The sequence below is a fragment of the Hymenobacter arcticus genome (assembly GCF_054779975.1).
In genome coordinates this window covers 629,625-644,881 of sequence record NZ_BAAGXF010000001.1, presented here as the reverse complement: position 1 = coordinate 644,881, position 15,257 = coordinate 629,625, and the positions used below count along the sequence as shown (strand labels likewise).

General features: G+C 62.1%; 10 protein-coding genes. All 10 read right to left on the bottom strand.

The window, feature by feature from the left end; genetic code table 11:
- Window positions 1-159: 159 nt before the first annotated feature.
- Window positions 160-2,220 carry an alpha/beta hydrolase family protein gene (locus ACYVGC_RS02840; protein WP_460582261.1) on the bottom strand — a complete coding sequence of 687 codons (2,061 nt, stop codon included), beginning with the start codon at window positions 2,218-2,220 and terminating at the stop codon, window positions 160-162.
- A gap of 1,040 nt (window positions 2,221-3,260) precedes the next feature.
- Window positions 3,261-4,805 (bottom strand): aldehyde dehydrogenase family protein, encoded by a 1,545-nt coding sequence (locus ACYVGC_RS02835; RefSeq protein WP_460582260.1) that lies wholly within the window; start codon window positions 4,803-4,805, stop codon window positions 3,261-3,263.
- Between the two features lie 213 nt (window positions 4,806-5,018).
- Window positions 5,019-6,032 carry a class 1 fructose-bisphosphatase gene (gene fbp / locus ACYVGC_RS02830; RefSeq protein WP_460582259.1) on the bottom strand — a complete coding sequence of 338 codons (1,014 nt, stop codon included), beginning with the start codon at window positions 6,030-6,032 and terminating at the stop codon, window positions 5,019-5,021.
- 152 nt (window positions 6,033-6,184) lie between these two features.
- Window positions 6,185-6,661, bottom strand: a complete 477-nt coding sequence (locus ACYVGC_RS02825) for a nuclear transport factor 2 family protein (protein ID WP_460582258.1) — start codon at window positions 6,659-6,661, stop codon at window positions 6,185-6,187.
- A 10-nt stretch (window positions 6,662-6,671) separates the two neighbouring features.
- Complete coding sequence (locus ACYVGC_RS02820) at window positions 6,672-8,042, bottom strand: MFS transporter (protein ID WP_460582257.1); 1,371 nt, start codon at window positions 8,040-8,042, stop codon at window positions 6,672-6,674.
- Window positions 8,043-8,184: 142 nt separating this feature from the next.
- Window positions 8,185-8,841, bottom strand: coding sequence for a beta/alpha barrel domain-containing protein (locus ACYVGC_RS02815; RefSeq protein WP_460582256.1), 657 nt, complete (start codon window positions 8,839-8,841; stop codon window positions 8,185-8,187).
- 127 nt (window positions 8,842-8,968) lie between these two features.
- The gene (locus ACYVGC_RS02810; RefSeq protein ID WP_460582255.1) at window positions 8,969-9,982 is read right to left on the bottom strand and encodes a PfkB family carbohydrate kinase; all 1,014 of its coding nucleotides are present in this window, start codon (window positions 9,980-9,982) and stop codon (window positions 8,969-8,971) included.
- Between the two features lie 239 nt (window positions 9,983-10,221).
- A complete protein-coding gene (uxaC, locus tag ACYVGC_RS02805) occupies window positions 10,222-11,664 on the bottom strand; it encodes a glucuronate isomerase (protein WP_460582254.1) in 1,443 nt (480 codons plus the stop codon).
- Window positions 11,665-11,841: 177 nt separating this feature from the next.
- On the bottom strand, window positions 11,842-13,491 hold the full coding sequence (locus ACYVGC_RS02800; protein ID WP_460582253.1) for a UxaA family hydrolase: 1,650 nt from the start codon (window positions 13,489-13,491) through the stop codon (window positions 11,842-11,844).
- Between the two features lie 150 nt (window positions 13,492-13,641).
- Window positions 13,642-15,174, bottom strand: a complete 1,533-nt coding sequence (locus ACYVGC_RS02795) for a tagaturonate reductase (protein ID WP_460582252.1) — start codon at window positions 15,172-15,174, stop codon at window positions 13,642-13,644.
- Window positions 15,175-15,257: the final 83 nt, after the last annotated feature.

Here is a 15,257-nt window from a genome sequence, read left to right as displayed (position 1 = left end):
GCCGTGGGCAGCTGCTTTTGGTAGCCAACTTACCCAACGGCTCCTACTTTTAGGAATTGCATGCCTTCCCATAAATATTCATGAAAACTTCTGCACTTAATCGCTGGCAATGGTAATGGGTTGATTATTAATAATTTGCGCTGTAATAAAAAGAAGCTATCAGGGTAGTAAGCGGCTGCCCAGGGCCCGGCGCAGGTCGGGCACGTCGTAATGGCTAAGCACGCCGGGCAGCACCTCCGAGTAGGCATCTTTGGCGGCCGGGTTTTCGAGAAAATACTGGAAGGAGGGCGGTCCGCCGCTCACCTGCACCTGGTCAATCTGGGGCACCCAGGTGGGCCCCGCGCCAGGCGGCTGCGTGCCACCATTAGTTACGGTATAGGGCTTTTTGGCCACTTGGGGGCACACCAGGGCGGCGTGCAGGGCCACCAGCGCCGCCCGGCCGTCGGCCCGCAGCAGCACCGGCAGCTGCCACAGGCGGCTATCGTTGCGGATGAGCCCGAGCAACGTGCTCACATCCAGCACGCGCTGGGCCAGCAGTGGCCGGCCCAGGTGCAGGGCCAGCAGGGCGTCGCGGTACTCCTGGTTGTAGTACTTGGGGTCGTTGAAGGCGACGGGGTCAGTGGTTTCACCGAGGCCGCGCAGGTCGGCCAGCAGCACGGCGGTACCCTGGCGCTGGTAGGCGGCCAGGCGGGCGGCGCTGTCGCGCAGCACCGTGGCCATGCCCTGGCCGGGTAGCCACAGCACTAGGCGAGTAGGAGCGGGTGCGCCCGGCGCTGGCAGCAGCAGCCGGGCGGGCAGGGGCGGCTCGCCGTCGCGGCGCAGCAGCAGGCCCTGCCAGGCCTGGCCGCCTGGCAGGCGCAGGGTGTCGCCCGGCACAATGCTCGTTTTGACCGCATCTGTTGCGCGTTGCCTTAGCTTCAACTGCTGGCTCACCACTGCCGCCAGCGTCTCGGGCGAGTAGGTAGGGCGGTGGCTAGCCAGCCGGCGCGCTTCGGCTAAGTGAATAGCCGCCAGGCTTTGCTCGTCCTTAAACGAGGTAGCGACTTGCCCGGTAGCCGTGCAGCGCAGGGCGGCTTCGGGCAGCGGCTGGTCAGTGCCTTCGGCTGCCAGCGGCCCGCCGGCCCCCAGCCAGCGCCGAAACCAGGCCACCGCCGCCACCCGCTTGGGGGCCGAGATACCGTGGCCATCGTCGTAGGTGAAGATATCGGTTTTCTCGGCCGGGCCCAGCGCAGCGTAGGCCCGGCGGGTATCGGCAAAAACCGCGTCCATGTCGGTCTGGTCCACGAAGTCGTAGCGGCCGGTGAGTAGCAGTAGGGGCTTGGGCGCGAACATGATAGGCCAGTCGGCCAGGTCGAGGCTAGCGGCCCCGGCGCCGGGCAGCATCACGCAGCCATCGGCGGGGCCGGTGAGGGTGAGGTTGCGCTCGCCGGCCACTACGTAGCTGCACAGCGCGGCCACCCGCACGCGGTCGTCGTAGGCCATGAAGTAGGCTGTTTGGGTGGCCCCGCCCGAGTTGCCGAGGCAGCCCACGCGGGCGGCATCGACTTCGGGGCGCGTCAGCAGGTAGTCGAGGCTGCGCACGTTATCCCACAGCTGCTCGGCAGGCAGGTTGGTGCCCAGCAGCGTGGCCTCGGCATTGAGCAGGGTGTGCTCGGTGGTGCCGCCGCGGGTGAGAAATCTGCCGCTGGCATCAGTGAGCTGCATTCTTTCCCCCTGAGAAACGGGGTCGATTACGAGCACCACGAAGCCGTTGCGGGCCAGCAGTCGGGCCGTGAGCTGGTACGAAGGCGTGGCCTTGCTCGTCTGCTCGTGCCCGCAAAAGAGCAGCGCCGCCGGCCGCTTGCCCGGCCCGTCGGGCACGTATAGATTGGCCGTGACGTGGTGGTGCGGCGTGCTTTCATAAATGACTTTCTCAATCCGAAAGCCCGCCTGTGGCACCGTGCCCATCACCCGCGCCCGCAGCGGCGTGTGCGCCGGCAGCGGCCCTAGCACCCGCCGAAACCGCGCCCGCGCCGAGTCGCGATACGCCCGCGTGCCTGCCGCCGACCCTATGGCCTGCGCCAGCTCGGCGCGCTGCGGCTCGTACTGCTGGTGCACCTGCTGCAAGAGGTAGGTGGGCAGCGTAGTGGGCGCCCGCCAGTCGGTAATATTTGGGATGAGCACCTGTGCCTGGGTAGTAAGAGATACTAGCGTAAGCAGCAATAGAAGAGAGCGAAGCATACGGAGGCAAAAAAAGATATTTTAAGCCGCCGTAGTAGCCGGTGCTCGCAAGGCTAATTCCATTGTGCGCCAGTACCAACGGCGGCGTGGTAGCAGTGAGCATCCGGTCATATACAAAACGTCTTCGTGGTCGTATCTATACCACTCATCCCCTTCCAGCCCGCGTAAGCTCAGCCACCACCAGCACCAAAGTGCCTGCCGAGCCCGCCGTACTTCGTTAGGACGCGCATTAGATTTTAGCAGGGTAGTTTCGTTGGCGGCAGTAGAGTCATGGTTTTGTTCTTGGTCAAAGGGAGCTGCTACCAGTTGCCAAATGTCAGCGCGTTTTAGGCGCGTGAGGCCGTTGCGCTCTGCAAAAGCTAGCACGGCCGCCGCTTGCTCGCCCCGAAAGAAAATTTTTTCCCGGTTAGCCAGCACCGCATATTTACCAGTTACACTAATTTCCGTCAGTTCACTGGCGGCTACCATCAATCGGCCAGCTAGTAGGGAAGCTCCAAAAGGGTAAGGTCGCACTAGCCGTAGCTGGTTGGCTTCTAGCTCAAATACTTGGGCCACGGGTCGGTCATTGGCAACCCACTGTTTAAAATCAGGAGCGTAGCGAGCTTGGTGTGCACGCGCAAGACTAACGCCTCCACCCAAAAGCAGAAGGGGAGCAGCAAAGCACTTGCATAATAATAGCATCCCGTTGGCTGGCGCTGGATGTGCACTTTTATTGAATGGAGTGGCCGGCTGCTTTGCTACCCCTTGCACCGTGACTGTGTGCAAGGAAGATTCTGCAAGTTCATCCTGCTCATACTGGGTTGGCCATACTTCCGTTGGCCATATTTCTTTGAGGGTGAGCCATATACTAGTGAGGCTGATAGACGCCAGCAGCCACCCTCCGAGTAGTAACATAGATAACCCAACCCTGATAGGATTCCAGTGAATGTAACGGTTTAGCATACAATGTACTAGGTGAAAGTAGCATTTGACCTGAAAGGCCGCTCTCTTGGTAGAAAGCGGCCTTTCAGGTCAAATGCTACTGACTTGGTTAGTGTAGCCTAAACTTTCTCCGGCAGCAGCGTGGCTTCGGGGTAGTTGCCGAGCACGGGCTGCGAGGGCGCGCCCTGCGTTACGGCTTCCACCAGCAGCTTGCCACCCACGAAGGCGCCTTTCCAGCTCTCGCCGAGGCCGCCGAACACTTCGTCGCGGTCGCCGCGGCTGCGCAGCTTGTTGATGCCCACCTTGAAGGCGCGCAGCTCCTTGCTGGTGCGGGTGGCCCACTTCTCATCGTCGGAACCTAGCGCGGTTACCAGCGCGCCGTTCGAGATGTTCATCTCGCCCACTAGCTCCTCCACGCGGTCTACGAGCACCACGGTGTCGATGGGGCCGAAGGGCTCTTTGAAGTATAGCTCGGCCTGGCGGGGCAGGCCTACCAGGGCCCTTGGCGCGCGGTAGGCCGAGCGGTCCTGGCCGGGCAGGAAGAGGTTGTCGTCGAGCTTGCCCTGGTAGAACGGGATGGCGCCGTGCTTGCTGGCATCGGTAAACAGGTCGTCGAGGCTCTTGGCCTGCGCCGCGTTGATAACGGGGCCAAAGGCCAGGTCGGGCAGCTTGTCGCCGGGCGCGTCCACCAGGGTGGGGTTGCCCACCTTGAGGCTGCCGATGGCCTTGGTGTAGGTTTCCAGAAACTGCGGAAACAGGTCGCGCTGCACCACCCAGCGCACGTAGGCCGTGCAACGCTGCTTACCGTAGTCATAGCCCTTCACCAACTGCTCGGCCAGCGAGTCCCACTGCGAGTAGTCCCAGATGCCGTAGGTGTTCACGCCCTCCATCTCCAGCATGTAGCGCTTGTGCTCCTGGCTGAGGGCGTCGGCGATGTTGCGGCCGTTGTAGCGCCCGCCCACAAAGGAGAGGCAGTCCACGGCGGGGTCTTTCACCAGCACGTCGCTGAGCTCGCCGCCGGGGCCGCTCACCAAACTCACCGGCAGGCCGGCGCGGCGGGCAATGGCAAAGGTGAGGCTCAGCGAGATGAAGCCGCCGTCAGTGGGCGTTTTGGCAATCACGGCGTTGCCGGCCAGCGCCTGCACCAGCACCGCGTGCAGGAGCACCGACATGGGGTAGTTCCAAGAGGCGATGTTGCTGACGAGGCCCAGCGGGCGGCGCTCGCCGAGCAGGGTTTCGATGTTCTCCACGTACCACTGCACGCCCTCAATGGCGCGGTCGATGTCGTTGAAGCCCAGCTTGTAGGTTTTGCCGATTTCCCATATCAACAGCTTGCTAACCAGGCCGATGTGCGGGCGCAGTTGGTCGAGGCAGTCCTGCACGCGGCGGCGGCGCTCCTGCAAGTCGGTAGCGGCCCAGGCGGCGGCTTCGGCCTTAGCGGCGCGCACGGCGCGCAGCGCCTCGTCGTGCTTGAGCATGGGCAGCGCGCCAATGTCGGAACCGTCGATGGGCGAGTGGAAGGCGCGGGGCGTGCCAGGCTCTTGCCACTTGCCTTCGAGCAGGTTGAGGTAGCCGCCGTTGGGGGCAAATATTTCGGGCACGGCCTGCTTTACATCACTCAGCAGCTTGCTGAATTCGACTTCGGGCGCAATGATTTTGGGCATGAGAAAGAGGGGCGCCGGGTGTAATGCGAGCGCATCGGTGAAAGAACAGAGCAGGAACAGCAAATAGGAGCGGAGGTTGAGAATCTCTTACCCTAACCAAAGCCGTTTGTCATTGTGAGCCTGCGAAGTAATCGCACCCGAACGATAGCCATACGACTCGTTCGGATGCGATTGCTTCGCGGGCTCGCAATGACAAACGATTATGAACGTTGCTTACGCAGCCGCCACGGCTTGCAGCTCGCGCACCAGCTCGGCCGAGCCCACAAACAGCGGCAGGCGCTGGTGCAGGTCAGCGGTGGGGGGCACGTCGAGCACATCAGCGGCCCCGGTAACTGCCACGCCACCAGCCTGTTCGGTTACAAAGGCGATGGGGTAGCACTCGTAGAGCAGGCGCAGCTTGCCGCTGGGCCACTGCCCGGTGGGCGGGTAGAGGTAAATGCCGCCCGTGAAGAGGTTACGGTGGTAGTCGGCGGCCAGCGAGCCCACGTAGCGGGCCGTGTAGCGGCGCTGCTTGCAAGTGGTGAGAAACGTGCGCGCAAACTCTGGGAAATCAAACCAGTTGCCCTCGTTGCACGAGAAAACCTCGCCGCGCGCCGGAATGGTGAGCTTGGGGTGCGAGAGGAAAAACTCGCCCAGGCTGGGCTCGTAGGTAAAGCCCGCCACGCCGTGGCCGGTGGTGTACACCAGCATCACGCTGGAGCCGTAGAGAATGTAGCCCGCCGCTACCTGCGCCCGCCCGCCCTGGGTGAAGTCTTCGGACCGGGCGGGCCCGCCGTAGCGGCTCACGCGCCGGTAGATGCTGAAAATGGTGCCGGTGCTCACGTTGAAATCGAGGCTCACCGAGCCGTTCATTGGGTTGAGCGCCACCACGTACTTGCCGTCGTGGTTGCCGGTGTCGATGATTTCTTCCTGGGCTTCACTGAGGATGGCGCAGCACTCGCGGCCGTTGGTGAGCGCCCGAACGAAGCGGATGTGGGCTTCCTCGCCCAGGCGGTGGCGCGGGGCGGCGGGCTGGCCCTCAGGCTCCACCACTTCGCCAATGCCGCTGAGGCCGGCGCGGCTCACTTCGCGCACCATTATTTTGCTGGCCAGGGCCAGGTCGCGCAGCAGCTGCGAAAGCTCACCGGTGGCAAACGGAAACTCGGCCTGCTTGCGCATGATATAGCGCTCCAAAGTGGTGCCGACGGGGGTAGCTAGTTCGTCGTGCGAGGGTAGCGTAGGGGACATAACTATCGGGTATGAATTCGTAAAAGCCAGCTGTCATTGCGAGCAACGCGAAGCAATCACACCCGAACGACCTAGCAGAACGAAAGGCGCTGGTATCGTTCGGGTGCGATTGCTTCGCGTTGCTCGCAATGACAGCTAGCTTTTGTAGGTTGTTACTTGGCTTCCGGCTGCTTCTGCGACTGCCAGAGCACCACTTGCCAGCCTTTTTTAGGGTCTTTTACCTGCACCGTCACGTACTTGAGGTGGGCCACGTTGGGCGTGCCGTCGGGCTTATTGGGCTGGTAGATAACAATTTGGCCGTTCACGGCGGCGGCCTGGCCGTTGTTGTAGGCGCGCACGTTGAGGCTTTCGATGTCGATTTTGTCGTACACGCTTTTGCCGTCGCGGATGCTTTGCAGGTACTCCGTTTTGTTGTTCTGCTTGCCGTTGCTGTGGGTATACACGAGGTCGTCGGCAAAGGCTTTGTCGAGGAACGTGAAGTCTTTGCTAACCTGGGCGGCGAAGCGCTGGCGTTCCAGCTTATCGACCTCCTGGGCGGCGGCCTGGTCCTTGCTGTTTTTGGCTGGAGCCTGGGCCAGGACCAGCAGCGGCAGCGCCAACAGGGCCAGGGTAGAAGCTAACTGTTTCATAGTAAGTTGGTTACGCAGTGGTAATAATATCACTCTCGTCGAGTTGAATGGGCTCCATGCGCGGCACCAGCGCAAACATGATAACCCAGGCCAGCAAGTAGGCCCCGCCGCAAATCAAAAACATGATGAAGTAAGCCTTGTCGAGCTGCCCGATGGCCTCATAGTGCACAAACATTTTCTTCTGCACCAGGGCCGTGAGCGCGATGCCACCCAGCCCGCCGGCCATGCCGCCAATGCCGGTAACCGAGGCCACCGCGCGCTTCGGGAACATGTCGGACACGGTGGTGAAAATGTTGGCGCTCCAGGCCTGGTGGGCCGCCGCCGCAATGCCGATTACCAGCACCGCCAGCCACATATTCAACTGCCCCAGGTACTGCGCAAACACAATCGGAAACACGCCGAAGGCAATCAGCAGCATGGCCGTTTTGCGGGCCTGGAAGGCCGGCATCCCGCGCCGCATAAAGCCCAGCGGCAGGTAGCCGCCGCCCACGCTCCCGATGCTCGAAAGCACGTACACGGCCGCTACCGGCAGGGCAATGGCCGTGCCCGTGAGGTGGTACTGCTTGCCCAGGAAATCGGGGAGCCAAAACAGGTAAAACCACCAGATGGGGTCGGTGAGGAACTTGCCCGCCACGAAGGCCCAGGTCTGGCGAAAGGTGAGCAGCTTGCCCCACGAGGTCTTGGGCTTTTCCTCCACCACACCCTCGGCGGGCAGGCCCGCCGGAATATCGGCGTTGATGTAGTCAAACTCGGCTTTGGTGAGGCGCTTGCTGTCGGCCGGGGTTTCGTAAATCAGCATCCACAGCACCAGCCACACAAAGCCCAGCGCCCCCGTGATAATGAAGGCCCACTGCCAACCAATGGTTTCGGCAATGAGCGGTACCGTGAGCGGGGCCACGATGGCCCCCACGTTGGAGCCCGAGTTGAAAATGCCCGTGGCCAGTGCCCGCTCGCGCTGCGGAAACCACTCGGCCGTCGTCTTAATGGCCGCCGGGAAGTTGCCGGCCTCCGTAATGCCCAAAAACCCGCGCGCAATGCCGAAGCCCATCGTGCTGCTCACCAGCGCGTGGCCCATGGCCGCCAGGCTCCACAGCGCCGTCGAAAGCGCGTAGCCCAGCTTGGTGCCCAGCTTGTCGATGATGCGGCCCACCCCAATCATGCCCACCGCGTAGGCTAGCTTGAACGCAATCTCGATGTTGGCGTAGTCGCCCGCATTCCAGTGAAACGTCTTTTCGAGGTAGGGTTTCAGCAGCGAAATAACCGCCCGGTCGAGGTAGTTAATCGTGGTGGCAAAGAACACCAGCGAGCAGATGGTCCAGCGGTACCGGCCCATGGGCGAGGTATCGAGGCTGGGCGGCGAAGGGCGAAGGGTGGGATTCATAGGTAATGAGCAATGAGTAGTAAGCAATGAGCAGTTGTCATTGCGAGCGCAGCGCGGCAATCGCCCTAGAACGAGTCGTCCGGGTATTGTTGGTCAGGACATCTGCTTTGCAGCACTCGCCATGACCAACGATTGGATAATGCTAGTTACCAGCTGCTTGCTTTTGTAAAAACGCTATTAGCGGAGCTACACGGCTAGTAATAGTAGCCGGGTCATTGGCCCCCTTAAAGAGCTGCGAACCGATGCCTACCACATTCACGCCGGCCCCAAACCACTCGGTGAGGCTGGCCTCGGTGGGCTCCACACCCCCCGTTACCATGAGCTTGACGCTGGGCATGGGCCCGCGCAGCGACTTGATGTAATCGGGCCCGACGAGGTTGCCAGGGAATATCTTCACAATTTGCGCACCGAGCTGGGTGGCGGCGTGTATCTCATTGGGCGTGAGGGCCCCCGGCAGCCAGGCTACGTCGTGGCGCTGGCAGGTGGCGGCCACCTCGGCGGTGGTCACGGGCTGCACGATGAAGGCCGCGCCTGCCGCAATAAAGCGCTCGGCATCGGCGGCCGTGTAAATGGTGCCGATGCCCAGCACGAGGTCGGGGCAGCCGTCGGCTACCAGCTTGGCCAGCTCCTGAAACACCTCAAAGGCGTTGGCCCCGCGGTTGGTAAACTCAAACACCCGGACGCCACCCGCGTAGCAGGCCTGCACCATGGCCTGGGCATAGGCCGCATCGGCGTGGTAAAAAACGGGCACCAGCGGCGCTTGCAGCGTGCGGGCAATAACTTCTTGGGAGCTAAGCATCTAAGGTGGTTTTTGGCTGTTAGCTCGTCTGTCATTGCGAGCCTGCGAAGCAATCGCATCAGAACGAGTCATGCGGGTATCGTGCGGGTGCGATTGCTTCGCAGGCTCACAATGACAGATAAGAAAATCAGCGCAGCAAGCGCCCCGTGAGGTTGCCCTGCATGAGGTGCTCGACTTCGGTGGGCGTCACCAGGTTGATGTCGCCGTGGATGGTGTGCTTCAGCGCTGAGGCGATGGTAGCAAAGGACAGGACTTGCTCGCGGCTGTCGTAAGTGTTTGAGCCGTAGATAAATCCAGAGATAAACGAGTCGCCGCCCCCAATGCGGTCCACCACCGGCGAGATGTCGTAGAAGGGCGTTTCGAAAAACTCGCCTTGGTCCCAGAGCAAGCCGCAGATGCGCTCGTGTGAGGCGCTCTGAGTTTGGCGGCGGGTGGCAATTACGCGCTTGATGCGCGGGAAGCGCTGAGTCAATTGCTCGCTCATCGACACGAAGCCGTTGTCGGTACCAGCTTCAGCTTGGATGCCAAACAGGTCCTCGGCGTCGCCTTCGGTGCAGACCACGATATCGCAGCCGGCTACCAGGTCGGGCATCACGTCCTGCGCCCGTTGGCCGTACTGCCACAGGTTGCGGCGGTAGTTCACATCGGCCGACACGGTGATACCCAGGCGGCGCGCCGTCGCAATGGCGTCGGCGGTGGCCTGGGCGGCGGCGGCCGAAATGGCGGGTGTGATACCCGTCCAGTGCAGCCAGCCGGCGTCTTGCAAGATTTCGTCCCAATTAAAAGCGGCTGGGTCGAGGTGCGCAAAAGCCGAGTCGGCGCGGTCGTACACGATGCGGCTGGGCCGCAGCGAGGCGCCCACTTCCAGGAAATAGAGGCCCAGGCGGTGGCCTTCGGTGAAGCGGCAGTGGCTGACGTCCACGCCGTAGCGGCGTAGGTGGTTGGCGGCGGCGTGGCCCAGCTCGTTGGCTGGGAAGGTCGATACGTGGGCGGCGGGCACGCCCATTTGGGCGAGGGCGGCGGCTACGTTGGCGTCGCCGCCGCCATAGGTTACTTCGAGGGTAGCGGTCTGGGGCAGCCGGTAGTTCAGCGGCGGCGAGAGCCGCATCATCACTTCGCCGAAGGTTACGACTTGCTTCATGGGGTGGGAATCAGCGCCCTGCTACGGGGTAAGCTGGGGTTGGCGGGAAAGTATTTGACTTGAAAGGTAGGCCGCTAAACGGGTGCTTCGGGGTGCTTTTTCGGCATTTTTTAACGCAAACGTTCCCGATAGCCTGCTTGGAGAGTGGGCTAAATCTGGTTGTAGCGTGGACTCTGTGAGTCCGCGCGTGGTATCGTCCGAACGTTCCCACGCGCGGACTCACAGAGTCCACGCTACACCTAGGCTACCAGTTCGCCGGTGCTCACCGGTGCCGCTGCTGGCGTGAAGCCGAAGTAGTCGCGGGCGTTGCCGTAGCTGATGCGCTCAACCAGCTCGCCCAACCAGGGTAGCTCTTCGGCGGGCAGTTCGCCGTTCTCCACATCGCGGGCCAGCAGATTGCACAAAATGCGGCGGAAATACTCGTGCCGCGGAAACGAGAGGAAGCTGCGTGAATCGGTGAGCATACCCACGAATCGGCTCAGCAAGCCCATGTTGCTGAGGGCGTTGAGCTGCTTTTCCATGCCATCCTTCTGGTCGAGGAACCACCAGCCTGAGCCAAACTGCATCTTGCCGGCCACCGAGCCGTCCTGAAAGTCACCAATCATGGTGGCAAACACGTCGTTGTCGGCGGGGTTGAGGTTGTAGAGGATGGTTTTGGCCAGCTTGTCCTGGCTGTCGAGGCGGTCCAGGAAGCGCGAGAGGGCCTGAGCCTGGGTGAAGTCGCCAATCGAGTCCCAACCCGTGTCGGGGCCGAGCTGGCGCAGGGCGCGGGCGTTGTTGTTGCGCAGCGCGCCCAGGTGAAACTGCTGCGTCCAGCCCTTCTGCCAGTCGAGCTCGGCCAGGAAAATCAGCATGGCCGATTTAAATTGCTCAATTTCTAACGTGCTCAGTGCCTGGCCATTGCGAGCTTTGTCGAAAATAGCGGCTACCTGCTCCTCCGTGTAATCGGCGGCGTAGAGCTGCTCCAGGCCGTGGTCGGAGAGGCGGCCACCCTGCGCGGCGAAGAAGTCGTGGCGCTGGCGCAGGGAATCCTGCAAGTCCTTGTACGACTGAATGTTAACGCCAGCCGCCGCGCCCAGCTTGTCCAGGTAAGCGCGGTAATCACTGGCCTCGGGCGTCATGGCCTTGTCGGGGCGGAAGGTGGGCAGGATTTGTGTTGCAAAGCCTTGGCCAGCAATATCCTGGTGGTGCTCCAGCGAGTCGGCCGGGTCGTCGGTGGTGCAGACGACCTTCACGTTCATTTTGGTCAGCAGGCCCTGCACGCTGTACGCGGGCGTTTGGAGCAGCGCGTTACACTGGTCGTAGATGCGGCGGGCGCTGTCCTTATTCAGTAGCTCGGTTACGCCGAAGTAGCGGCGCAGCTCCAGGTGCGTCCAGTGGTAGAGGGGGTTGCGCACAGTGTAGGGCACCGTTTCGGCCCATTTCTCAAACTTCTCCCAGTCCGTAGCATCGCCGGTGATGAAGCGCTCGTTCACGCCGTTGGTCCGCATGGCGCGCCACTTGTAGTGGTCGCCGTAGAGCCAGATTTGGGTGATGTTCTCAAACTGCCGGTTTTGGGCAATCTGGTCGGGCGGCAGGTGGCAATGGTAGTCGATGATAGGCTGCGGCGCGGCGTGCTGGTGGTAGAGTGTGCGCGCAGTCTCGCTTTGGAGCAGGAAGTCGTCGGAGAGGAAGGGAGTCATTTCAGTTATCAATTATCAGTGAGCAGTTATCAATTGCATTTTCAGGTCGTTCGTCCTTGCGAGCGCAACGCAGTGGAGCGCGGCAATCGCACCAGCACGATACCCGAACGACAGTATTCTGGTGCGATTGCCGCGCTCCACTGCGTTGCGCTCGCAAAGACAAACGAAACTAAATAACTAGAGCGATACGCCGCGCTTCCACGGGATAAAGTCGGTTTGGCCGTGGCGCACGGCGCTCACTTCCAAGCCGCTGGCTACCTGAATAACGTAATCCAGAATGCGCGCGCCGGCCTGCTCAATGGTTTCGTCGCCATCGATAACGGTGCCGGTGTTCACGTCGATGATGTCGGGCATGCGCAGGGCCAGCTTGGTGTTGGAGCTGATTTTAACGACCGGCGCAATGGGGTTGCCAGTGGGCGTGCCCAGGCCGGTGGTGAAGAGCACCACGTTGGCGCCAGAGCCCACTTCGGCAGTGGTGCTTTCGACGTCGTTGCCGGGCGTGCAGAGGAGGTTGAGGCCGGGCTTGGTTACCAGCTCGGGGTAGTCGAGCACGGCTACTACCGGCGACGAGCCGCCCTTGCGCGCTGCCCCCGCCGATTTCATGGCGTCGGTGATGAGGCCGTCGCGGATGTTGCCGGGCGAGGGGTTCATGTCGAAGCCCGAGCCCACGGCCACCGCGCTGTCGCCGTAGGCTTTCATAAGCGAGGTGAAGCGCTGGGCCGTTTCGTGGTCCACCGAGCGATTCACGATTTCCTGCTCCACACCGCACAGCTCCGGAAATTCGGCCAGGATAACCGAGCCGCCGAGCGCTACCAACAGGTCCGAAACGTGGCCCACGGCCGGGTTGGCCGAAATGCCCGAGAAGCCATCGGAGCCACCGCACTCCAAGCCGATGGTGAGCTTGCTGAGCGGCGCGGGCTGGCGCTGCTGCTGGTTGGCCTGCATGAGGCCGGCAAACGTTTGGCGCAGGGCCGTGCTCACGAGCGCTTCCTCCGTGCCAATAGTCTGCTGGTCAAGGATAAACAGCGGCTTGCTGAAATTGGGGTCGCGCTTGGCAATCTCGTCCTGCAACATGCTGGCCTGCGCGTTTTGGCAGCCCAGGCTGAGCACGGTGGCGCCGGCTACGTTGGGGTGGGTGATGTAGCCGGCCAGCAGGCCGCACAGCGACTGCGCATCCTGCCGGATGCCGCCGCAGCCGCCCTCGTGGCTGAGAAACCGAATGCCGTCCACGTTCGGAAATGGCTTCACTTTCTGGTGGCTGATTTCGGCCGAGTGCAGGTCAGTAGCCAGTATTTCCTCTACCGATTTGCCGGCTTGCATCAGCTCCAGCAGGGCCTGAGTCTGGGGCTGGTAGCTTTTGCGGCGGGCGTAGCCAAGGTCATTCACCAAGGCTTCTTCGAGCACCTGGATGTTGCGGTTCTCGCAGAAAACCAGCGGGATAACCAGCCAGTAGTTGGCGGTGCCCACGCGGCCGTCGGCCCGGTGGAAGCCCATAAAGGTGCGGCCCGCAAACTGCGTTACGTCGGGCTGGGCCCAGCTGTGGGGGTGCTGGCCTTCCTGGTAGGCGTCGGTGGCGTGCTTGATGTTGGCGGTGGTGAGCAGGCCGCCCTGGCCCACGGGCGCGGCCATGCGGCCCACCAGCACCCCGTACATCGTGATTTCGTCGCCGGGGGCGAAGTTGTGCAGCGCTAGCTTGTGCTTGGCGGGTATCTTCTCGGTGGTCGTCACGGTCACCCCATCCCAGGTGACGGGCGTACCGATGGGCAGGTCGGTGAGGGCAACGAGCACGTTGTCGGCGGGGTGAATTTTGGCAACTAAGTGCTTCATAATTTTATAATTAACGTTTGTCATTGCGAGCCGGCGAAGCAATCGCACCAGACTGACCCTGGCGCAAGTCGTTCGGCTATCGTTTGGGTGCGATTGCTTCGCCGGCTCGCAATGACAGGCGCTAGGGCTTACTACTTAAACTAACTGCTGTTAAACCGCCGCGCGCTGCGTTTTATTTAAAATCGTGGCCAACGTAGCGGCGGCCCCTTCCTGCTGAAGCTGGGCGAGGTAGCGCGTTACGGCCTCGGCAAAGCTGGGCAGGGCCGTGAGGTCGGTGCCCCAGAGCGCCGCGTTGCCGAGCACAATCTGCACCAGGTTGGCGGCCGACTGGTGCTGCCAGAGGTCAGCAAAGTAGCCGGCCTGCTCGTCCTGAATAAGGTACTCCTGGCCCTGGGTTTCGCCGTGCCATGCGCTGCCTGCCTGGCGGGTGCCGCGCATGAAAAGCAGGTAGGCCGCAAAGCCCAGCGCCACGTACTGCGGCACGGCCCCGAAGCGCCCGTAGTAGTGCAGCAAATCGGGCACTACCCGCATGCGCAGCTTGGCCGAGTAGTTGAGGGTAATGGCCAGCCAGCGGTGCTCCACGGCGGGGTTGCGGAAGCGGTCGAGCACCTGCATGCCAAAGCGCTGGCCCGTTTTCTCGTCGATGGGGTAGGGGATGCCGGGTAGCAAATCGGCCAGCATCAACTGGTGAATGTAGGTGAGCAGGTACTCGTCCTCCATAGCCTCGCGCACGGTGGGCATGCCCGCCAGCACAGCCAGCCCGCAAGCCAGCGAATGCGTGCCGTTGAGCAGGCGCAGCTTCAGCTCGCGGTGCTGGGTGATGTCGGGCTGCACCACCACTCCCGTGTGCACCTGCTGAAAGCTCAGGATGTTGCGCACCCGCTCGTCGCCCTCGATGGCCCACAGCAGGTACACTTCCGACATAGTTAGCAGCTCGTCGTCGTAGCCCAGCTCTTGGCTGAGCGTGGCTTGGGCCGCCGCATCGGGCCGGCCGGGCACAATGCGGTCCACCAGGGAGTTACACACGGTATTGGCGTTTTCGAGCCAGGCCAGGAAACCGCTGTCGGGCACTTGCTGCTCGGCTAGCTCGCGCAAAATGTCGCGCAGCTTGGTGCCGTTGTCGGGCACTAGTTCGGTGGGCACAATGACGAGGCCCTTATCAGCCGCGCCGGCGAATGCTTCGTAGCGGGCCAGCAGCACGGCCAGCAGCTTGCCCGGAAACGAGCGCGGCGGCGTGGCGCGCACGTCGTCGGTTTCGTCGAGCACAATGCCCACTTCGGTGGTATTGGAGAGCACGATTTGCAAATCGGGGCTGGTGGCAAAATCCAGCACCGCGGCCCATTCGCTCTTGGCCGACAGCACCCGGCTGATGCCCGCACACACCACGTTTTGGCTGACGAGTTGCTCATCTTGCACGCCGCGCACGCACACCGTGTAGAGGTTGTCCTGGCGGGCAAAGGCGGCGGCATCGCCGCCGTCGGTGCTTTTCACCACCACCACCCGGCCATTGAAAATGCCTTGGCGGTTGGCTTGGTCAATCAGGAAATCGGGCAGGCCGCGCAGCAGCACGCCGGTACCAAACTGCAATACTTTCTCGGGTAAGACGAACAGGGCCGGCGCGGGCAGCTCCACGGTGGTGCCCGCCGCCTGGGTGCGTACTAATTCTTCGGATAGAATAGACATAATCAATTGATAATGAGCAGTGAGCAATGAGTAATGAACAGGAAGTAGCGAGTGATTCAAAAAGCATAAATTGCTCATTACTC